Here is an 18,340-nt window from a genome sequence, read left to right on the forward strand (position 1 = left end):
GGAGCCCTTTTTTTGCATGGGCGGGACACCCCGCCCGTGCGGCCATCGCAGCTTTCAGTGCGACAGTATCTTGTTGAGGAAGTCCTTGGTGCGCGGCTGGCGCCCCTCGGGACGGCCGAAGAATTCCTCTTTCGGGCAATCCTCCAGAATGCGGCCGCCGACATCCATGAAAATGACGCGGTCGCTGACCTTGCGCGCAAAGCCCATCTCGTGCGTGACGACCATCATCGTCATGCCCTCTTGCGCCAGGCCGATCATGACGTCGAGCACCTCACCGACCATCTCGGGGTCGAGCGCCGAGGTCGGCTCGTCAAACAGCATCACGATCGGGTCCATCGACAACGCGCGCGCGATCGCCACGCGCTGCTGCTGACCGCCGGAGAGCTGCCCGGGGTACTTGTCCTTGTGCGCAAGCAGCCCCACGCGCTCCAGGTACTTCAGGCCGTGCTTCTTGGCGTCCTCCGGGTTGCGCCCCAGCACCTTGACCTGCGCCAGCGTCAGGTTTTCCGTCACCGTCAGGTGCGGAAACAGCTCGAAGTGCTGAAACACCATCCCGACATGGCTGCGCAGCTTGGGCAGGTTGGTCTTGGGGTCGTGCACCGGCTCACCGTTGACCCAGATCTCGCCCTGCTGGATCGGCTCCAGCGCGTTGATGGTCTTGATCAGGGTGGATTTGCCCGAGCCCGACGGGCCACAGACCACCACCACCTCACCCTTGCGGATGGCGGTGGAGCACCCATTGAGCACCTGCACCGCGCCGTACCACTTGGACACGTTCTTCAGTTCGATCATCGGTCGTTCCATGACGACTCCTTGGCATTCAGATCGGGGCCGCGCCGGCCGGGCTGTCGCCCTCGTACGCGCCCCGGGGTTCAACGGATGATGGCAATGCGGGCATGCAGGCGCTTGACCAGCGCCGACAGGCCATAGCAGATGACGAAATACACCACGGCCGCCGCCAGGTAGGCCTCGATCGGGCGCCCGTAGTTTTTGCCGGCGATCTCAAAGCCCTTGAGCATGTCGTAGGCGCCGATCGCGTACACCAGCGAGGTGTCCTGAAACAGGATGATGGTCTGCGTCAGAAACACCGGCAGCATGTTGCGAAACGCCTGCGGCAGGATCACGTAGCGCATGTTCTGGCCGTAGGTCAGCCCCAGCGCATGGCCGGCCATGACCTGCCCGCGCGGGATGGACTGGATGCCGGCGCGCACGATTTCGCTGAAATACGCCGCCTCGAAGGCGATGAAGGTGATGACCGCCGACAGCTCCGCGCCGATCGGCCGCCCGATGACAAAGGGCACCAGCAGAAAAAACCACAGGATCACCATCACCAGCGGGATGCTGCGCATGCCGTTGACGTAGATGGTGGCGGGCAGCTCCAGCCACCGGCGGCCGGACAGCCGCATGAGCGCCAGCACCGTGCCCAGGGCCACGCCGCCCAACGTGGCCACCACGGTGAGCATGACGCTGAACTGCAGCCCCTTGAGCACGAAGCTGCTGAAGACATCCCAGCGGTAGAAGGACCAGTCGAGGTTGTCCAGCATCTCAGTGCCCCCCCGCACCGCCCGCGGCGATCAGACCCGGCACGCGCACGCGCCGTTCGATGAAGGCCATGAGCCGGTTGATGGCAAACGCCGACACGATGTAGAGAGCCGTGACGGCCAGGTAGATCTCGATGCCGCGCGCGGTCTCCTCCTGCGCCTGCATGGCAAACATCGTCAGCTCGGCCACCGAGACCGCAAACGCCACCGACGAGTTTTTGAAGATGTTCATGGTCTCGCTGGTCAGCGGCGGGATGATGATGCGAAAGGCCATCGGCAGCAGCACGTAGCGGTAGGCCTGCCCCGTGGTCAGGCCCAGCGCCAGCGCGGCGTAGCGCTGCCCGCGCGGCAGCGCCTGGATGCCCGAGCGCACCTGCTCGGCGATGCGCGCCGAAGTGAACAGTCCCAGCGCGATGACCACCAGCACAAAACTCGGCACCCCTTTGAGCGCCGGCACCAGCGCCGGGATCACGTGGTACCACAGAAAGATCTGCACCAGCAGCGGGATGTTGCGAAACAGCTCCACCCAGCCATTGCCCAGCCGCACGATCCACGGGCTGTTGGGCAGCGTGCGCAGCGTGCCGATCACACTGCCCACCACCAGCGCCAGCAGCAGCGCCAGCACCGACACCGACACCGTCCAGCCCCAGGCCGACAGCATCCACTCCAGGTACGTCATATCGCCGCCCTGCCCAAAGCAGCGCGGCTGAATTTCACGGGTGATGGTGTCCTCGCAGAACACCTGCCAATCCCATTGCATGCGATGCGCTCCCGTTCCAAAACAAAAGACCCCGAGGCGCCGTCAGCGCCCGGGGTTCGGCGATGCCGCGCAGACCGGTTACTTGGCGGCGTAGGCCTCCATCGGCCGGTCGTTGGGGTTGGCGATGGCGGCCTTGAGGGTCTCGCTCATCGGCATGTTCATGCGCACGCCATTGGGCGGGGTCGGCTGCATGAACCATTTGTCGTAGATCTTGGCGATGTCGCCCGACTTCATCATGGCGATGATCGAGTCGTCCACCGCCTTCTTGAACGCCGGGTCGTCCTTGCGCATCATGATGGCGATCGGCTCGACGCTGAGCACTTCGCCAACGATCTTGAAGTCCGCCGGGTTCTTGGAACGTGCGATCAGCCCGGCCAGCAGCGAGCCGTCCATCACGAACGCATCGGCACGGCCCGATTCGAGCAGCAGGAAGCTGTCCGCGTGGTCCTTGCCATAGACCTCTTTGAAATCGACCCCAGCGGCGCGCTCGTGTTTGCGCAGGGTCTGCACCGAGGTGGTGCCGGTGGTGGTGGCAACGTTCTTGCCCGCCAGATCCTTGATCGACTGGATGCCGGAGTTGGCCTTGACCGCGATGCGCACCTCTTCGACGAAGGTGGTGACGGCAAACGCCACGTCACGCTGGCGCGCGGTGTTGTTGGTGGTGGAGCCGCACTCGATGTCCACGGTGCCGTTTTGCACCAGCGGGATGCGGTTTTGCGACGTCACCGGCTGGTACTTGATGTCGAGCTTGGCCAGGCCGAGCTGCTTTTGGATGTCGGCGAGCACGCGCTGGCAGATTTCGACGTGGTAGCCGGTGTAGCGGCCATCACCGAGCGTGTACGACAGCACGCCCGAGGACTCGCGCACGCCCATCGTGACCGCGCCGGACGATTTGATTTTGGCCAGGGTGTCGTTGGCTTGGGCGTGGGCCGACAGCGCGGCGGCGGCCGTCAGCGCAAGCGCCAGCAGGGGCTTTTTCATGCAGCAATCCTTTCCAGGAAGGTTAACGTGACGCGAATCTTACTAGCAACCCGCATGCCCAGGGCAAGGATAAACCCGCGCCCGGCCTGGGGGCGCACCCACGTCACCCCGGTGGCACCGTCACGCCTGCACGGCCGCACCCAAGCGCTGCACATCGTCCCAAAAACGCTGCGCCACCGCCTTGGGCCGGCCGCCGCGCGCGCGGTAGAGCCGTATGTCGAGCTCGCCCTGCCACGTGCCCGGTTGCGGCGCGGCCGACACCAGCCGGCCGTCCGCCAGCGCCGGCTGCACCGCGCTGGTGGGCAAAAACGCCACCCCGTGGCCCTCGATGGCCATGGCCTTGAGGCTCTCGGCCATATCGGTCTCGTACACCCGCTCCAGGTGCACCGGCGCACCGCTTTGGCGCAGCACCCAGTCCACCACCCGCCCCAAATAGGCGCCCGGTGCGTACGCCAGATAGGGCACGGGCGCGCGCGCGCTGCCCGGCAGGCGCATCAGCGGCTGGCCGTTGGGGCCGGGCCGGCTAAACGGCGCCAGCACCTCGCGCCCCAGGGGCAGCATCTCGTAGCGGGCGGCGTCGAGCTCGATCGGTTGCGAGGCGTGGTGGTACGCCAGCAGCAAATCGCAGCCGCCTTCGGTCAGGCGCATCACCGCATCGTGCACATTGAGCGCCACCAACCGCGTCTTGATCGGCCCCAGGGCCACGCGCAGCCGCGACAGCCACCCGGGAAAAAACGTAAACGCCAGCGTATGCGGCACGGCAAACTCGATCGTGTCCTTGGCCGCCGCGGTGTGCTGACGCAGCAGCGCGCGCGTCGTTTGCAGCGCCTGCAGGATTTCGATGGCCTGCGCGTAGAGCGTCTGCCCGGCCTGCGTCAGCCGCGTGGGGTAGGACGAGCGATCCACCAGGTCCACGCCGGCCCAGGCCTCCAGCGACTGGATGCGGCGCGAAAACGCCGGCTGCGTGACGTGCCGCAGCTGGGCCGAGCGGCTAAAGCTCCGCGTCTCGGCCAGGCTGACGAAATCTTCGAGCCACTTGGTCTCCATCCCCTCGCTCCTGCGCCGGCACGGCGCTCAGCCGCCCTGCGTGTCGCTTTGCTGCAGCGCCCACATGTGGGCATAGCGACCGCCTTGCGCCAGCAGCTCGGCATGGCGGCCGCGTTCGACGACACGGCCGTTGTCCAGCACCACGATCTCGTGCGCATCGACCACGGTGGACAAGCGGTGCGCAATCACCAACGTCGTGCGGTCGCGCGCCAGCCGCCGCAGCTCGGCCTGGATGGCGCGCTCGTTGGCCGAGTCCAGCGCCGACGTGGCCTCGTCCAGGATCAGGATCGGGGGGTTCTTGAGCAGCGTGCGCGCAATCGCCACGCGCTGCTTTTCCCCGCCGGAGAGCTTGAGCCCGCGCTCACCGACCACGGTTTTCCAGCCCTGCGGCAGCCGCTCGATGAACGCCAGGATGTGCGCGGCGCGCGCGGCCTCGCACACCTCCTCATCCGTGGCATCGGGCCGCCCGTAGCGGATGTTGTACTCGATGGTGTCGTTGAACAGCACCGTATCCTGCGGCACGATGCCGATGGCGCGGCGCAGGCTGGCCTGGGTCAGGTCACGGATGTCGTGGCCTTCGACCGTGATGCGCCCCGCCGCCGCGCGCGCCGCGTCGTCATCCCCCGGCCGACCGACGTCGTAGAAGCGGTACAACAAGCGCGCCAGCGTCGATTTGCCCGCGCCCGACGGCCCCACCACGGCCACGGTACGGCCCGCAGGGATCACCAGGTCCACCCCGTGCAGGATTGCCCGCTCGCGCTCGTAGCCAAAATGCACGCCCTCAAAGCGCACGTCCGGTGCCCGGTCCAGGGTAAGGTCGCGCGCGTGCGGGGCATCGCGCACCTCGCACTCGCGCTCGAGCAGGTCGAACATGCGCCCCAGATCCGTCAGGCCTTGGCGGATCTCCCGGTAGAGCACGCCCAAAAAATTGAGTGGCAGGTAGAGCTGGATCATGAAGGCGTTGATCATGACCAAGTCCCCCAGCGTCATGCGTCCCTCGGTCACCGCCACCGTGGCCCGCCAGAGCATGGCCACCAACGCCACCACGATGATGAGCTGCTGCCCGGCGTTGAGCAGCGACAGCGAGGCCTGCGTGCGCACGCGCGCGCGGCGCAGGCGCTCCAGGCTGTCGGCGTAGCGCTGCGCCTCCCACGCCTCGTTGTTGAAATATTTGACCGTCTCGTAATTGAGCAGGGCATCGATGGCGCGCGTCTGGCTGGCCGACTCGAGCTCGTTCATCTGGCGCCGAATGCCGGTGCGCCACTGCGTCACCTGCACGGTAAAGGCCACGTACAGCACCAGCGCCAGCGCCGTGGTCCAGACGTACCAGGCCTCAAAGCGCGTGCCCAGGAGCGCCAGCACGAGCGCGATCTCGATCAGCGTCGGCACCACGCTGTAGAGCGAATACGAAATCAGCGACTGCACCGCGCGCGTGCCGCGCTCGATGTCGCGCGTCAGCCCGCCGGTCTGGCGCTCCAGGTGAAAGCGCAGGCTCAGCGCGTGGAGGTGCTCAAACACCTGCAAGGCGATGGTGCGCGTCGCGCCCTCGGTGGCACGCAGAAACACCAGCTCGCGCAGCTCGGCAAACAGCGTTGCGCACAGCCGCAGCCCCCCGTAGGCCAGCAGCAGGCCCACCGGGACCACCACCAGCCCGCTGGACGCGGGCGACAGCCCCGGCAGCGGCGTCAGCGCGTCCACCAGCTCCTTGAGCAACAGCGGCACGCCCACCGTCGCCACCTTGGCCGCCACCATCAGAACCACGGCCGCCACGACGCGCCAGCGGTAGGTCCACAAATAGGGCAGCAGCCGCCGCAGCGTGCGACCATCGCCGCGCACCGGCGCGGCGGCAGCAGACAGCGGCCGCGGGGTTGCCGCGGCCATGACGCGCTCACGCATGATCGACAATCGGGTTTATGACAGACACCATCGTAACGCCAAGCACACCCGCATCGGCCAACCCGACGCCGACCCTGCCACAGGACAAGGAACTGGTGCTGCGCGTCATCCCCATGCCGGCCGACGTCAACGCCAACGGCGACATCTTCGGCGGCTGGGTCATGGCGCAGGTGGACCTGGCCGGCTCGGTCATTCCAGCGCGGCACATGGGGGGCCGTTTTGCCACCGTCGCGGTCAACCAGTTTCTGTTCAAGCAGCCGGTCAAGGTCGGCGATCTGCTGAGCTTTTACGGCAGCATCGTGCGCATCGGCAACACGTCGATCACCGTTCAGGTGGAGGTGTGGGCCGAGCGCCAGCGGCCGCAGTACCAGTGCGTCAAGGTCACCGAAGCCACGCTGACCTACGTCGCCATCGACGACAACGGCCGCCCACGCCCGGTGCCCCGGCCGGCCAGTGCCTGAGGCCGCGCGCCGCGCGCAAAAAAAGAGCCGCCACGCAAACGGCGGGGCGGCCCAAGTCCATCAGGACGTCGTTGGGAACCGGTAACAGCACCGCACGCGGCGCTTTGCAGGGGTTGGCGCTGGTCACTGCGCAGGGCAGCGCCGACATGCCCCGGTGCGTGCCGGTGTGCATGTCGGGCCACCTGCCTGTGGGCCCCGGTTTGATCAAGGCTGTTGGGGCGTAAGGGCGTGTGACAGCGTCCTGACGCCATTGTGGGGCCAAATCGGGCGCGCGCGCCTCCCCTATTTGGGGGAGGCGGCAGCGGTCGCCCGGTCCCCCGGGGCACCCCCATCCGGGGCCGCCGGCAGCCGCCGACCGGCCCAGGTCACCAGCGCCAACACCGGCACGCCCAGCAGCGTGGTCAGCACAAAAAAGCCGGGGTAGCCCAGCGCATCGACCATACCCCCGGAATAACCCCCCAACGCCTTGGGCAGCAACGTCATGAGGGAGCTGAAGATCGCATACTGCACGGCGGTGAAGCGCACCTGCGTCAGGCTGGACAAAAAAGCCACGAAGGCCGCGCTGGCAAAACCCGCGGCCAGGTTGTCCGCTGCCACCACCGCGTACAGGGCCGGTCGCTGCGGCCCGGCCAGCGCCAGCGCCACAAAGCCCAGGTTGGTCAGCGCGGACAGCAACGCCCCCCACCACAGCGCGCGCATCACCCCCAGCCGCGTCGCCAACAGCCCCCCCAGAAAGCCTCCGCCGATGCTCACCACCACGCCAAAGGTCTTGACCGCCGCGGCAATGTCGGGCTTGGAAAAACCCAGATCCTGATAGAACACGTTGGAAATGACACCAAGCACGATGTCCGAGATGCGGTAGAGCCCCACCACCGCCAGCAGCAGCAGCGCATCGGCCCACCCGTGCTGCCGGAAAAACGCCAGCACCGGCTCGACCCAGGTCTGGTGTGCCGCCGACGGCTTGGCCAGCCCGGCCCGCACCGCCAGCGCGCCCACCCCAAACGCTGCGCCCAGCGCCAGCGCCAGGCGCAGCGCCTCCCAGCCCAGGGTGGGCAAGGGCCCCAGCGCGCCCCAACCCCGTGCCTGGGCCCACGCCCCAGCGGCCCAGAACACGGCCACGAACACCGTCACCGCGAGCAGGAAGACGCCCAACAAGCGCGCGTGCTCACCAGCCGGCGTCACCGCGTCGGGTGGCGCCCCGCGTGGCTCGGGTACCGACAGCGTGGTCAAGAGCCCCACGCCCATGGCCACCGCGGCCACGGTGTAGGCCGCCGCCCAGGCGGCGTAGTCGTAGGCGCCTTTGGACGACCCCCAGGCCGCGGCCAGAAACAGCACCCCCGCGCCGGCCACCACCATCCCGATGCGGTAGCCGGCGATGTACGCCGCCGACAACACGCCCTGCTGCTCGGGCGCAGCCATTTCGATGCGGTAGGCGTCAATGACAATGTCCTGGGTGGCGGACATGAAGCCCAGCAACACGGCAAACGCTGCCATGCGCATCAGCGCCGCCGGCCCCGCGGCCGGATCGGTCGCCGCCATGCCCAACATCGCGCCCACCACCCCCAACTGGGCCAGCAGCAGCCACGCGCGCCGCCGCCCCAGCCGCGCGGTCAGGCCCGGCAGCGGCACCCGATCGACCAGCGGCGCCCAGACGAATTTGAACGAGTACGCCAGCGCCGCCCAGCTGAAAAAGGTCACGGCGCGCCGCTCCACGCCGGCTTCGCCCAGCCACAGGGACAACGAGGAAAAAATCAGCAGCAGCGGCAAACCCGCGGCAAAGCCCAACGCCGCCATGGCCGCCACCCGCCAGTCCCAGAGCACGCGCCACCACGGCGCCGCAGTTGTCGCACGCATGCCACGCATTGTGCCTATCATCGCGGCATGTGCTGGTTGTGCCACGCGCGCGCGTCCTGGATGGGACGGCGCGGATTTCTCAAGGTCGCCACCGCGTCCGCAGGGGTGGCGGTGCTGCCGCCCGCCGCCGGGCAGGTGCAGGTGGGGCCGCCGTCGTCGCTGCGCAAGCTGGTGCCCGCCCCGCAGTTGGAGGCGGCCGCGGCGCAGCAATACGCGCAGCTGCTGGCGCAGGCGCGCGCCAAGGGGGCCCTGGCCCCTGATGACCACCCGCAACTGCGGCGCCTGCGCGCCATCGCGCAGCGCCTCATCCCCCATGCGCTGCCGTGGAACGAGCGCGCGCGCCAGTGGCGCTGGGAGGTGCACCTGATCGGCAGCCAGCAAATCAACGCCTTTTGCATGCCGGGCGGCAAAATCGCGTTTTTTACCGGCATCCTGGATCAGCTCAAGCTGGGTGAGGATGAAGCCGCCATGGTCATGGGCCACGAGATGGCGCACGCGCTGCGCGAGCACGCGCGCGAGCGCATCGCCAAGACGCAGGCCACGGGGTTGGGGCTGTCACTGGGCGCGCAGCTGTTGGGCCTGGGCGACCTGGGGCGGCTGGCCGCCGACCTGGGCACGCAGTTGCTGAGCCTGAAGTTCAGCCGCGAGGACGAAACCGAGGCCGACTTGGTGGGGCTGGAGCTCGCCGCGCGCGCCGCCTACGACCCGCGCGCCAGCGTGTCGCTGTGGCGCAAGATGGCGCAGATCTCGGGCAACAACGGGCTGGAGTTCCTCTCCACCCACCCCAGCGGCCCCAGCCGTATCCGCGACCTGGAGGCCAACATCCCCAAGGTGGAGGAGCTGTACGAGCAAGCGCGCCGCGCCGGTTGACACCCCGGCGCCGGGCACGCTCCGCTTGGGCGGCGCTCAGGTACCCCCGACGAAGGGGTTGGTGCGCCGTTCGTGGCCAAAGGTGCTCTCCGGCCCGTGCCCGGGGATGAACACCGTGTCGTCGCCCATGGGCCACAGGCGCTGCGTGATGCTGGCCACCAGCTGCTCGTAATCGCCCTGCGGAAAGTCGGTGCGCCCGATGCTGCCGGCAAACAACACATCGCCGACGAACGCACGCTTGGCCTCGGGCGCGTGGAACACCACGTGGCCGGGGGTGTGGCCCGGGCAGTGGCGCACCTGCAGCGTGCACCGGCCCACGCTCACGGTGTCGCCATCGTGCAGCCAGCGCGTGGGCGTGAACGCGCGCGCCGGCGCAAACCCAAACATGCGGCTTTGCTGCGGCAGCCCGTCGATCCAAAACTGATCGCCCGGATGCGGCCCGATGATGGGCAGGCCCAAGCGCTCGGCCAACTCGCCCGCGCCGCCCGCGTGGTCGATGTGCGCGTGCGTCAGCCAGATCTGCCGCAGATCGAGACCCCGGCGCTCGGCCTCGGCCAGCACGTCGTCCAGGTCGCCGCCCGGGTCGATGACGGCGGCCTCGCGCGTGGCGTCGCACCACACGAGGGAACAGTTTTGGGCAAACGGCGTGACGGGAATCGTGACGTAGCGCAGCATGGCACCCATTGTAGGCAGCCCGCCGCGCGCGTCAGACGTTGGTGGCCGCAATCACTTCGGCCAGGTCGGTCAGGCCCGCCAGCACCTTTTCGATGCCGTCCTGCCGTAGGGTGTGCATGCCTGCAGCCAGCGCGCTGGCGCGGATTTCGCCGGCCGAGGCACGGCGGCGGATGTGGTGGCGGATGGTGTCGTCGCTGAGCATCAGCTCGTAAATGCCCAGCCGCCCCTTGTAGCCGCGCCCTTCGCACGCCGGGCAGCCGCGCTTGACGTAGGTGCGCAGGATGCGCCGCCCACCTTCCTCGACACCGTATTGCGCCCGCCAGCGCTCGATCTGGCCGGCCACGTCCTGGGGTTGCCCGGGCGCGGTGCTCGACTCCAGGTATTGCACGGCCAGCGCCTCCAGCTCGTCATCGGTGGCGGGACGCACCTGCACGCACTGCTTGCACAAGCGGCGCACCAGGCGCTGCGCCAGGATGGCCAGCAGCGAGTCGGAAAAGTTGAACGGGTCGATGCCGATTTCCAGCAGGCGCGTGATGCTCTCGGGCGCGCTGTTGGTGTGCAGCGTGGACAGCACCAGGTGCCCGGTGAGGGAGGCCTCCACCGCGATGCGCGCGGTCTCCTCGTCGCGCATCTCGCCGATCATGATGACGTCGGGGTCGGCGCGCAAAAAGGTGCGCATCGCCGCCGCGAAGGTCCAGCCAATGCGCGGGTTCATCTGCACCTGGCGCAGCCCGGGCTGGGTGATCTCGATCGGGTCCTCGGCGGTCCAGATCTTGCGGTTTTCGGTGTTGATGTCGGCGATCAGCGAGTGCAGCGTGGTGGTCTTGCCGCTGCCCGTGGGGCCGCACACCAGGATCAGCCCGTAGGGCTTGAGCGCCATGCGCCGCAGGGCGGCCAAATCGCGCGGGGCCAGGCCGATGCTGTCCACCGGCATGGGCTTGGAGCCGGCCAGCAGGCGCAGCACCACGTCCTCCAGCCCACCGGTGGTCGGCACGGTGACCACGCGCAGCTCGGTCTTGGTGCCGCCAAAGCGCGAAAAGTCGATCTTGCCGTCCTGCGGCTTGCGGTGCTCCGAGATGTCCATGCCCGCCATGATCTTGATGCGCGCCACCAGCGCATAGCGAAAGCGCGACTCGATCTCCAGGTAGCGGACCAGCTCGCCGTCGATGCGCAACCGCACCCGCACCGGCTTGGGCGGCGGCTCGGTCTCGATGTGGATGTCCGACGCCTTTTGCGCGATGGCTTCCTCGATCAGCGTGTTGATCAGGCGCACCAAGGCGTGTCGGATTCGCTGACCACGTCCGATCGCGCGTCGGCGTCGATGTCGCTGACCTGCTGCAAATCGAGCACCAGGTCGCGCGCGGCCTGGCGGGTGTGCGCCCCCGAAGCGGCCCGCTGGGCCGCGCCGGACGCTGGTGCCGGACGAACTTCGTAGGCGCGCGCAATGGCCGCCGGCAGCGTCCCCGGCGCGGCCAGCACCGGCACGATGCGCCGCTGCGTCATGAAGCGCAGCTCCTCGAGCAAGCGCTGATCGAGCGGGTCGGCCATCAGCACCACCAGCACATCCCCGCGCAAGGCCAACGGGCACTTCTCGAAACCTCCCTCCCCCTTGCAGCCCGTGAGCCGGCATGATGGCGCCCATGAGCACATCGCGCATCAAGCCCTCGTCCTTCTGGCGCTCTCAGCCCGGCGCTGACCTGTTCGTGCAAGACCAACGCCAAGCCAAGCTCGGCGGCTTCATCGCCAACCTGGCAGCAATGGACGAACTGATCGACTTCGCGGCCATTGCCGCCCGGGTCGACACCGCCTGCCCTCGCGCTGACCGTAGCAAAGGCGGGCGCCCGCCGTACCCCACCGAGGTGATGGTGCGGCTGCTGTTCATCCAGTCGCTGTACAACCTCAGCGACGAGGACTGCGAGTACCAGGTGGACCGCATGAGCTTCCAGCACTTCTGCCGCCTGGATGGCGCGCTGCACATCCCCGATGCGCGCACGCTGTGGAGTTTCAAGCAGCGCCTGGCCCAAGGGGGTCTGGGCGGGCGCGCCATCTTCGAGGCGGTGAGCCTGCAGTTGCAGCAGCACGGCTACATCCCGCGTGGCGGGCAGATCGTGGACGCCAGCATCGTGCAGGCACCGGTGACCCAGGCGAACAAGGACGAGCGCGAAGCGCTCAACGAAGGCCGCAGGCCCGAGGGCTGGAATGCCAAGCGGCTGCAGCACACCGACCGCGACGCGCGCTGGACCAAGAAGCACGGCAAGAGCTTCTACGGCTACAAGGTGCACGCCAACGCGGACGCGCGCTACAAGCTGATCCGCCGGGTCAAGGTCACGCCGGCCAATGTCGATGACGGCCAGACGCTCAAGGAGGTGCTGGACCGCGCCAACACCGGCGCGCGGCTGCTGGCCGACCGAGGCTACGACGCGCAGACCAACCGCCAGTTGCTGCAGGCCCACGGGCTGCGCGACGGCATCGCGCGGCGTGCGAAGCCCGGGCAGGAGCGGCGCGTGCGACTGGACGCGCGCAACAAGGCGATCAACCGCGTCCGCGCCAGAGGCGAACATGTGTTCGCCGGCCTCGAGCAGTTGGGCGGCAAGTGCGTGCGGGCGATGACGCTGGCGAGAAACGAGCTGGCGATCCTGCTCAAGTGCGCGGCGTACAACGCCAAGCGGCTGGTCTGGCTGGTGCGCCATGACCCGTGCGGGTGTGCGCGATGAAGGCAGAGGTGCGCCCGCTGCAGCCTGCAAACGCCGTTTTGCAGGGCCTCGGGTGCCCGCCAAGGCTGCGATGACGGGGCCTGAGCGGCACCGAGAACCCCGAACTGAACGACGCGAGCGCCCTCATGCCGGTTCAGCCTTCGGAAATGGGGTTATGCGAAGTGCCCCAACGGCACCACCGCCTCGCGCTGCGCCACGGCGGGGGGCACCAGGGCCACCGCCTCGGGGTCGAAGCGGTAGTGGGTCGGATCGATGACGCGGTTGCCCAGCCACGCCGCAATGGTCTGGCGCAACTGATGCTCGGTGATGATGCCGGCGTCCACCAGCTGCTCCCCCAGCTGGCGATGCAGGCCCAGGCGCCGCTCTTCGAGCTGCGTGCGCAAGGCCTCGCGCAGGTGTTGCTCGTCGATCAGGCCGCTTTGCACCAGCGCCTCGCCCACGTGGCGCGCGCTCAACGTGCGCCCGGCGGGGCTGTCGAGCAGCTGCCACAACTCCCCCGGCGTGCGCGGCTGAGGCGGGTGCGCGGCAGCAACGACCGGGTTGGAAAGCGTTTCGTCGGCCATGGACAGTACGGGGGCGGGTCACCAGGACACCCCATTGTGCCGGGTTTGCCGCCGCGCGGTATCGGGGGTCGCCCCAAAAGCCTTGGCCCGCGGGCTGCGCGACAATCGCACCATGGACACATCCCATACCCCGCCCGAACGCATCGCCCTCGTCACCGGCGCTGGCAGCGGCATCGGGCGCGCCTGCGCGCTGGCCCTGCTGCAAGACGGCTGGACGGTCTGGCTCGTCGGCCGCCGCGCCGCGGCCCTGCAGGCCAGCATCGAGCACGCCGCGGCACAGGCGCCCGCCCTGCGGGCACGCGCCCACCCCTACGTCGCCGACGTGGGCGATCCCGAGGCGGTGCAAGCCCTGTTTGATGCCGTGCGTGCGCGCCACGGCCGGCTGGACCTGCTGTTCAACAATGCCGGTGTCTTCACCCTCACCGCAACGCCCGACGCCACCACGCTGGAGCACTGGCACCAGGCGGTGCAAACCAACCTCCACGGCGCGTTTTATTGCCTGCGCGCCGCCTTTGGGCTGATGCGCACCCAGTCGCCGCGCGGCGGGCGCATCATCAACAACGGCTCGATTTCGGCGCACACGCCACGCCCCGGCTCGATCGCTTACACCGCCACCAAGCATGCCATCACCGGCTTGACCAAGGCCGCCGCGCTCGATGGACGCGCGTTCGACATTGCCGTGGGCCAGATCGACATCGGCAACGTGGCCAGCGACATGACCGCGGCCATGGCCGCCGGGGTGCTGCAGGCCGACGGCAGCATCCGCCCCGAAGCCCGCATGGGCATGGACGCCGTGGTCCAGACCTTCATGGCCATGGTGCGCCTGCCGCTGCAAGCCAATGTGCTGTTCACCACCGTCATGGCCACGCAAATGCCGTTTGTGGGGCGGGGCTAGGGGCTTGGCCGCCCTGCCGCGCGGCCCCTACAGCGGCAGCGCGCTGGTGCACTTGATCTCGTCCAGGCAAACGCTGGAGCGCACCCCGTTGACCCCGGGCAGCTGCGCCAGCGTCCCGAGCAGAAAGTCCGACAGCGCCTTGAGGTCCCGCGCCACGACCTTGAGCACGTAATCGAAGTCGCCCGTGACCGCGTAGCACTCCTGCACCTGCGCCATGTCGCGCACCCGCTCGCGAAAGCGCTCCACCTCGCGGATGTGGCCGCGTTCCATCGTCACGTGCACAAAGGCCGTCACCCCCAGCCCCAGGCGGGCGGCGTCCAGCCGCGCCTCGTAGCGGCGCACGTAGCCCTGCTCCTCCAGGCGGCGGTGGCGGCGGTTGCACTGCGCGGGCGAAAGGTGCACCGCCTCGGCCAACGCCTGGTTGCTGATGCGGCCGTCCTCTTGCAAACGGGCCAAAATGCGCCGGTCCACAGCGTCCACGGCGGCTTCAGGGGTCATCGCTTTCTCCAAAACGCTTTTATACGCAACAGTCTTGCATGGTTGCGGGTTTACCGCAGGTCGAAACGCAAACCCATTGCGTCAACGCGGGCATAAGCTTGCGGCTTTCAATACCACCTTGCAGGAGTCGCACCATGGCCGACCTGTTTGACAACCCGATGGGCCTGTGCGGATTCGAGTTCGTCGAATTTGCCGCGCCCACCCCCAACGTGCTGGAGCCGCTGTTTCAGGCACTGGGCTTCACCCGCATCGCGCGCCACCGATCCAAGGACGTGGAGCTGTGGCGCCAGGGACAGATCAACTTCATCATCAACCGTGAGCCGCGCAGCCTGGCCGACTACTTCGCGCAGGAGCACGGCCCCAGCGCCTGCGGGCTGGCGTTCCGCGTGAAGGACGCGCACCGCGCCTACTACCGCGCGCTCGAGCTGGGCGCCCAGCCCATCGACATCCCCACCGGCCCGATGGAGCTGCGCCTGCCGGCGATCAAAGGCATTGGCGGCGCGCCGCTGTACCTGATCGACCGCTTCGAGGACGGCAAGAGCATCTACGACATCGACTTCGAATTCCTGCCCGGCTTCGAGGACCCGGCCAACCGCCACCCCGTGGGGCATGGGTTCAAAATCATCGACCACCTCACGCACAACGTCTACCGCGGGCGCATGGCCTATTGGGCGCAGTGGTACGAGCGGCTGTTCAACTTCCGCGAAATCCGCTACTTCGACATCCAGGGCGAATACACCGGCCTCAAGAGCCGCGCAATGACCGCGCCCGACGGCCTCATCCGCATTCCGCTCAATGAGGAAGGCGGCTCCGGTGGCAACGGCCAGATCGAAGAATTCCTGATGCAGTTCAACGGCGAGGGCATCCAGCACATCGCCCTGCTGACGGACGACCTGCTGGCCAGCGTGGACGCCCTGCAGATGGCCGGCGTGCCGCTGATGAGCGCGCCCAACGACATTTACTACGACATGTTGGAAGAACGCCTGCCGGGCCACGGCGAGCCGGTGGCCGAGCTGCAGGCCCGCGGCATTCTGCTGGACGGCTCCACCGCGGGTGGTGACAAGCGCCTGCTGCTGCAGATCTTCAGCCAGCCGCTGCTCGGGCCGGTGTTCTTCGAATTCATCCAGCGCAAGAACGACGAGGGCTTTGGCGAAGGCAACTTCAAGGCCCTTTTCGAAAGCCTGGAACGCGACCAGATCCGACGCGGCACGCTCAAGGTCGAGACCGCCGCAGCCTGATCCCCACAGAAGGAAAACCACCATGACCAAGCTCGAAGGCCCCGCCCTGCAAGCCGCTCTCGCCCAATTGCCCGCCTGGACGTTCGACGCCGAACGGCACGCCATCCGCCGGGCGCTGCGCTTTGCGGACTTCAACGCGGCCTTCGGCTTCATGACACGCGCCGCCCTGGAGGCCGAGCGCCGCGACCACCACCCGGAGTGGTTCAACGTCTACAACCGGGTGGACATCCTGTTTTCCACGCACGATGCCGGGGGGCTGACCGAGCGCGACATCGCGTTTGCGCGCTGGGTCGACGCGACCGCCCCGGCCATGGGGGCGATCGATGAGCGCAACCGCTGAACCCGTCCTGCACGGCCTGGCCGCCGGCGAGGCCGGACGCCCGGACAGCCCGGACTGGACCATCCCGCAAAACTGGGCCGCCTACACGCCGCAGGAACACGCCACCTGGGCCACGCTGTACCAGCGCCAGATGGCCCTGCTGCCCGGCCGCGCCTGTGAGGCCTTCGTGGACGGCATGCGCCGCCTGCCCATCGAGCCCGACCGCATCCCGGACTTCGAGCGCCTGTCCGAGGTACTCATGCGCCACACCGGCTGGCAGGTGGTCGCCGTGCCCGGACTGGTGCCCGACGACGTGTTCTTCGAGCACCTAGCCCACCGGCGCTTTCCGGCCGGACAGTTCATCCGCCGCGCCGACCAGTTGGACTATCTGCAGGAGCCCGACGTTTTCCACGACGTGTTTGGCCATGTGCCGATGCTGATGCACCCGGTCATGGCCGACTTCATCCAGGCCTACGGGCACGGCGGCCTGCGCGCGCAGCGCCTGGGCGCGCTGGACATGCTGGCGCGCGTGTACTGGTACACGGTGGAGTTTGGCCTGGTGCGAGAAAGCGGCGCGCTGCGCATCTACGGCGCAGGCATCGTGTCGTCTGCGTCCGAGAGCCGCTTTTGCCTGGAATCCCCCTCGCCCCACCGCCTGGGCTTCGATCTGGCGCGCGTGATGCGCACGCGCTACCGCATCGACGACTTTCAGCAGACCTACTTTGTGCTCGACCACCTGGACGACCTGCTGCGGCTGGCCGAGATCGACTTCGCCCCGCTGTACGAACAAGTGAGCCGTTTGGACACTCTGAGCGCCGACGCGGTGCTGCCGCAGGATACGGTGATTACGCGGGGCGACGGGCGCTACCACCGACAGCGCGCGCTTGAGCTTCAGGATCGCTGATTCACAACTCTCGGGGCGCTCGCCGAGGCCGAGCCAGCAACAGCCACGAGAAAATTGTGGCTGCCCTGGCGCTGTGCGGCGCGGGCGTGGCAATGGCCCAGTCCGCCGGTACCAGCAAGGTGGAGCTGTGGGGTATCGTGGATGCCGCCGTGCGCCACACCAACAACGAAGGTGCCGGCAAGGATGGCCTGACGAGGATGATCGGTGGCGGCATGTCGCAAAGCCGCTGGGGTATCAATGTGGAGGAGGACCTGGGTGGCGGGTCCAAGGCCCTGGTGGTGCTGGAAAACCGTCTCAATGCCGATGACGGCAGTGTTTCCACCCCCTTCTTCCAACTGTCCTATCTGGGTCTGCAAGGCCCTTATGGCCGCCTGACTGCCGGACGTCAGTGGAACGTCCTGTTCGACGTGGTGACCAGCACCTACGCTTCGTTCCCGTACTCCCCCTACATGGAAGCCTACAAGCCTGAGTTGGGAATGGCCATGGGCGCGCGTACCAGCAACATGCTGAAGTACACCTTCGCAACGCCGGACCGCAGCTTCGTAGGCTCGCTGCAATATTCGTTTGACGAGAACAACGACACCAAGGCATTGGAAGCTGGCCTGCCTGCCTCGCAGGCGCAAGTGCCTGCCTTCGTTGCAGGCACCCTGGGTGGTGGCGCCTGGAAGACGGTTGGCGGCTACCTGCGCTACTCCGCGAGCGGGTTTGCCGTCGGCGGCGGCTACATGCGCACGACGCTGCCGGGCGGCACCGACGTAGACGCCTGGACTCTGGAGTTGTGTATCGTTCTTTCTGTAAATTCCATTTTGCCGGTTGTCTGCTGGGCGGGGATCTCCGGCGCTACGCCCCTACGCTCCCCGCCCAGCAGACAGCGCGAGGGTGGGTCTGACGCCATGACTTCGAGAAAGGAGTGTAACCCTCATGGCAATACGAGTCGAAACCAACCCCTTGGAAGCCGCTTATGCGATCTTGCTCGAGAACGGACTGGATGGCGCCGGCGAGGCCCTGCGCATTCTCGTCAATGAAGCCGCCAAGATCGAGCGCGCCGAGTATCTCGGCGCCCGTCCCTACGAGCGCTCCCCGACCCGGCGCGACTACGCCAACGGCTTCAAGCCCAAGACCAT

At 67.9% G+C, this 18,340-nt stretch carries 20 protein-coding genes and 1 pseudogene; 9 read left to right on the forward strand and 12 right to left on the reverse strand.

Features of this window, described 5'->3' with window-relative positions; translation table 11 throughout:
- Positions 1–54: 54 nt before the first annotated feature.
- The 6 genes from Tther_RS01315 to Tther_RS01340 form a co-directional block, all read right to left on the reverse strand.
- Complete coding sequence (locus Tther_RS01315) at positions 55–792, reverse strand: amino acid ABC transporter ATP-binding protein (protein WP_143900131.1); 738 nt, start codon at positions 790–792, stop codon at positions 55–57.
- Between the two features lie 80 nt (positions 793–872).
- Positions 873–1,544: an amino acid ABC transporter permease gene (locus Tther_RS01320; protein WP_143900083.1), complete on the reverse strand. Its 672-nt coding sequence runs from the start codon at positions 1,542–1,544 to the stop codon at positions 873–875.
- Position 1,545: 1 nt separating this feature from the next.
- Entirely contained in the window at positions 1,546–2,301 is a 756-nt protein-coding gene (locus Tther_RS01325) for an amino acid ABC transporter permease (protein ID WP_143900084.1), read from the reverse strand.
- 78 nt (positions 2,302–2,379) lie between these two features.
- Complete coding sequence (locus Tther_RS01330; protein ID WP_143900086.1) at positions 2,380–3,282, reverse strand: amino acid ABC transporter substrate-binding protein; 903 nt, start codon at positions 3,280–3,282, stop codon at positions 2,380–2,382.
- Between the two features lie 120 nt (positions 3,283–3,402).
- The gene (locus Tther_RS01335) at positions 3,403–4,329 is read right to left on the reverse strand and encodes a LysR substrate-binding domain-containing protein (protein ID WP_143900088.1); all 927 of its coding nucleotides are present in this window, start codon (positions 4,327–4,329) and stop codon (positions 3,403–3,405) included.
- Between the two features lie 27 nt (positions 4,330–4,356).
- Positions 4,357–6,225, reverse strand: coding sequence for an ABCB family ABC transporter ATP-binding protein/permease (locus Tther_RS01340; RefSeq protein ID WP_143900090.1), 1,869 nt, complete (start codon positions 6,223–6,225; stop codon positions 4,357–4,359).
- A 17-nt stretch (positions 6,226–6,242) separates the two neighbouring features.
- Here Tther_RS01340 and Tther_RS01345 point away from each other — a divergent pair, with 17 nt between their 5' ends.
- Positions 6,243–6,686, forward strand: coding sequence for an acyl-CoA thioesterase (locus Tther_RS01345; protein WP_143900093.1), 444 nt, complete (start codon positions 6,243–6,245; stop codon positions 6,684–6,686).
- Positions 6,687–6,968: 282 nt separating this feature from the next.
- Here Tther_RS01345 and Tther_RS01350 read toward each other — a convergent pair whose 3' ends face one another.
- Positions 6,969–8,540, reverse strand: a complete 1,572-nt coding sequence (locus Tther_RS01350) for an AmpG family muropeptide MFS transporter (RefSeq protein WP_185974966.1) — start codon at positions 8,538–8,540, stop codon at positions 6,969–6,971.
- Positions 8,541–8,567: 27 nt separating this feature from the next.
- Between Tther_RS01350 and Tther_RS01355 the strand changes: the two genes are divergently transcribed.
- Complete coding sequence (locus tag Tther_RS01355; RefSeq protein WP_143900095.1) at positions 8,568–9,410, forward strand: M48 family metallopeptidase; 843 nt, start codon at positions 8,568–8,570, stop codon at positions 9,408–9,410.
- 36 nt (positions 9,411–9,446) lie between these two features.
- On the opposite strand, the gene Tther_RS01360 is transcribed toward Tther_RS01355, so the two are convergent.
- The 3 genes from Tther_RS01360 to Tther_RS13395 are packed head-to-tail and all read right to left on the reverse strand — an operon-like array spanning position 9,447 to position 11,666.
- On the reverse strand, positions 9,447–10,085 hold the full coding sequence (locus tag Tther_RS01360; RefSeq protein WP_143900097.1) for an MBL fold metallo-hydrolase: 639 nt from the start codon (positions 10,083–10,085) through the stop codon (positions 9,447–9,449).
- A gap of 31 nt (positions 10,086–10,116) precedes the next feature.
- Positions 10,117–11,358 carry a GspE/PulE family protein gene (locus Tther_RS01365; protein WP_246098856.1) on the reverse strand — a complete coding sequence of 414 codons (1,242 nt, stop codon included), beginning with the start codon at positions 11,356–11,358 and terminating at the stop codon, positions 10,117–10,119.
- Entirely contained in the window at positions 11,349–11,666 is a 318-nt protein-coding gene (locus tag Tther_RS13395) for a GspE/PulE/PilB domain-containing protein (RefSeq protein WP_246098852.1), read from the reverse strand. Before Tther_RS13395 ends, Tther_RS01365 begins: the two co-directional genes overlap by 10 nt.
- A 59-nt stretch (positions 11,667–11,725) precedes the next feature.
- Between Tther_RS13395 and Tther_RS01370 the strand changes: the two genes are divergently transcribed.
- Positions 11,726–12,799, forward strand: coding sequence for an IS5 family transposase (locus Tther_RS01370; RefSeq protein WP_246098853.1), 1,074 nt, complete (start codon positions 11,726–11,728; stop codon positions 12,797–12,799).
- 152 nt (positions 12,800–12,951) lie between these two features.
- Here Tther_RS01370 and Tther_RS01375 read toward each other — a convergent pair whose 3' ends face one another.
- Positions 12,952–13,362 (reverse strand): hypothetical protein, encoded by a 411-nt coding sequence (locus Tther_RS01375; RefSeq protein ID WP_143900101.1) that lies wholly within the window; start codon positions 13,360–13,362, stop codon positions 12,952–12,954.
- 112 nt (positions 13,363–13,474) lie between these two features.
- Here Tther_RS01375 and Tther_RS01380 point away from each other — a divergent pair, with 112 nt between their 5' ends.
- Entirely contained in the window at positions 13,475–14,257 is a 783-nt protein-coding gene (locus tag Tther_RS01380; protein ID WP_143900103.1) for an SDR family oxidoreductase, read from the forward strand.
- Between the two features lie 27 nt (positions 14,258–14,284).
- On the opposite strand, the gene Tther_RS01385 is transcribed toward Tther_RS01380, so the two are convergent.
- Positions 14,285–14,755 carry an Lrp/AsnC family transcriptional regulator gene (locus tag Tther_RS01385; RefSeq protein WP_143900105.1) on the reverse strand — a complete coding sequence of 157 codons (471 nt, stop codon included), beginning with the start codon at positions 14,753–14,755 and terminating at the stop codon, positions 14,285–14,287.
- A gap of 134 nt (positions 14,756–14,889) precedes the next feature.
- Between Tther_RS01385 and hppD the strand changes: the two genes are divergently transcribed.
- The 5 genes and pseudogenes from hppD to Tther_RS01410 all read left to right on the forward strand — a co-directional run.
- A complete protein-coding gene (gene hppD, locus Tther_RS01390; protein ID WP_143900107.1) occupies positions 14,890–15,993 on the forward strand; it encodes a 4-hydroxyphenylpyruvate dioxygenase in 1,104 nt (367 codons plus the stop codon).
- A 22-nt stretch (positions 15,994–16,015) separates the two neighbouring features.
- Positions 16,016–16,333, forward strand: coding sequence for a 4a-hydroxytetrahydrobiopterin dehydratase (locus Tther_RS01395; RefSeq protein WP_068610844.1), 318 nt, complete (start codon positions 16,016–16,018; stop codon positions 16,331–16,333).
- Positions 16,317–17,216: a phenylalanine 4-monooxygenase gene (phhA, locus tag Tther_RS01400; RefSeq protein WP_068610842.1), complete on the forward strand. Its 900-nt coding sequence runs from the start codon at positions 16,317–16,319 to the stop codon at positions 17,214–17,216. Before Tther_RS01395 ends, phhA begins: the two co-directional genes overlap by 17 nt.
- Positions 17,217–17,281: 65 nt before the next feature.
- On the forward strand, positions 17,282–18,241 hold the full coding sequence (locus tag Tther_RS01405) for a porin (protein WP_425472788.1): 960 nt from the start codon (positions 17,282–17,284) through the stop codon (positions 18,239–18,241).
- A pseudogene (locus Tther_RS01410) lies at positions 18,186–18,340 on the forward strand (IS256 family transposase); the annotation flags it as partial. The gene Tther_RS01405 and the pseudogene Tther_RS01410, both read left to right, overlap by 56 nt.

Origin of the sequence: Tepidimonas thermarum, assembly GCF_007556705.1 — a bacterium.
Taxonomy (GTDB): domain Bacteria; phylum Pseudomonadota; class Gammaproteobacteria; order Burkholderiales; family Burkholderiaceae_C; genus Tepidimonas; species Tepidimonas thermarum.

What these genes read in the sequence shown, in the direction of transcription:
- Tther_RS01370 (WP_246098853.1), top strand. Translation starts at nt 11,726, where the DNA reads ATGAGCACATCGCGCATCAAGCCCTCGTCCTTCTGGCGCTCTCAGCCC.
- Tther_RS01350 (WP_185974966.1), bottom strand. Translation starts at nt 8,540, where the DNA reads ATGCGTGCGACAACTGCGGCGCCGTGGTGGCGCGTGCTCTGGGACTGG.
- Tther_RS01345 (WP_143900093.1), top strand. Translation starts at nt 6,243, where the DNA reads ATGACAGACACCATCGTAACGCCAAGCACACCCGCATCGGCCAACCCG.
- Tther_RS01340 (WP_143900090.1), bottom strand. Translation starts at nt 6,225, where the DNA reads ATGCGTGAGCGCGTCATGGCCGCGGCAACCCCGCGGCCGCTGTCTGCT.
- phhA (WP_068610842.1), top strand. Translation starts at nt 16,317, where the DNA reads ATGAGCGCAACCGCTGAACCCGTCCTGCACGGCCTGGCCGCCGGCGAG.
- hppD (WP_143900107.1), top strand. Translation starts at nt 14,890, where the DNA reads ATGGCCGACCTGTTTGACAACCCGATGGGCCTGTGCGGATTCGAGTTC.
- Tther_RS01355 (WP_143900095.1), top strand. Translation starts at nt 8,568, where the DNA reads ATGTGCTGGTTGTGCCACGCGCGCGCGTCCTGGATGGGACGGCGCGGA.
- Tther_RS01395 (WP_068610844.1), top strand. Translation starts at nt 16,016, where the DNA reads ATGACCAAGCTCGAAGGCCCCGCCCTGCAAGCCGCTCTCGCCCAATTG.
- Tther_RS01325 (WP_143900084.1), bottom strand. Translation starts at nt 2,301, where the DNA reads ATGCAATGGGATTGGCAGGTGTTCTGCGAGGACACCATCACCCGTGAA.
- Tther_RS01360 (WP_143900097.1), bottom strand. Translation starts at nt 10,085, where the DNA reads ATGCTGCGCTACGTCACGATTCCCGTCACGCCGTTTGCCCAAAACTGT.
- Tther_RS01375 (WP_143900101.1), bottom strand. Translation starts at nt 13,362, where the DNA reads ATGGCCGACGAAACGCTTTCCAACCCGGTCGTTGCTGCCGCGCACCCG.
- Tther_RS01385 (WP_143900105.1), bottom strand. Translation starts at nt 14,755, where the DNA reads ATGACCCCTGAAGCCGCCGTGGACGCTGTGGACCGGCGCATTTTGGCC.
- Tther_RS01315 (WP_143900131.1), bottom strand. Translation starts at nt 792, where the DNA reads ATGATCGAACTGAAGAACGTGTCCAAGTGGTACGGCGCGGTGCAGGTG.
- Tther_RS01335 (WP_143900088.1), bottom strand. Translation starts at nt 4,329, where the DNA reads ATGGAGACCAAGTGGCTCGAAGATTTCGTCAGCCTGGCCGAGACGCGG.
- Tther_RS01330 (WP_143900086.1), bottom strand. Translation starts at nt 3,282, where the DNA reads ATGAAAAAGCCCCTGCTGGCGCTTGCGCTGACGGCCGCCGCCGCGCTG.
- Tther_RS01380 (WP_143900103.1), top strand. Translation starts at nt 13,475, where the DNA reads ATGGACACATCCCATACCCCGCCCGAACGCATCGCCCTCGTCACCGGC.
- Tther_RS01320 (WP_143900083.1), bottom strand. Translation starts at nt 1,544, where the DNA reads ATGCTGGACAACCTCGACTGGTCCTTCTACCGCTGGGATGTCTTCAGC.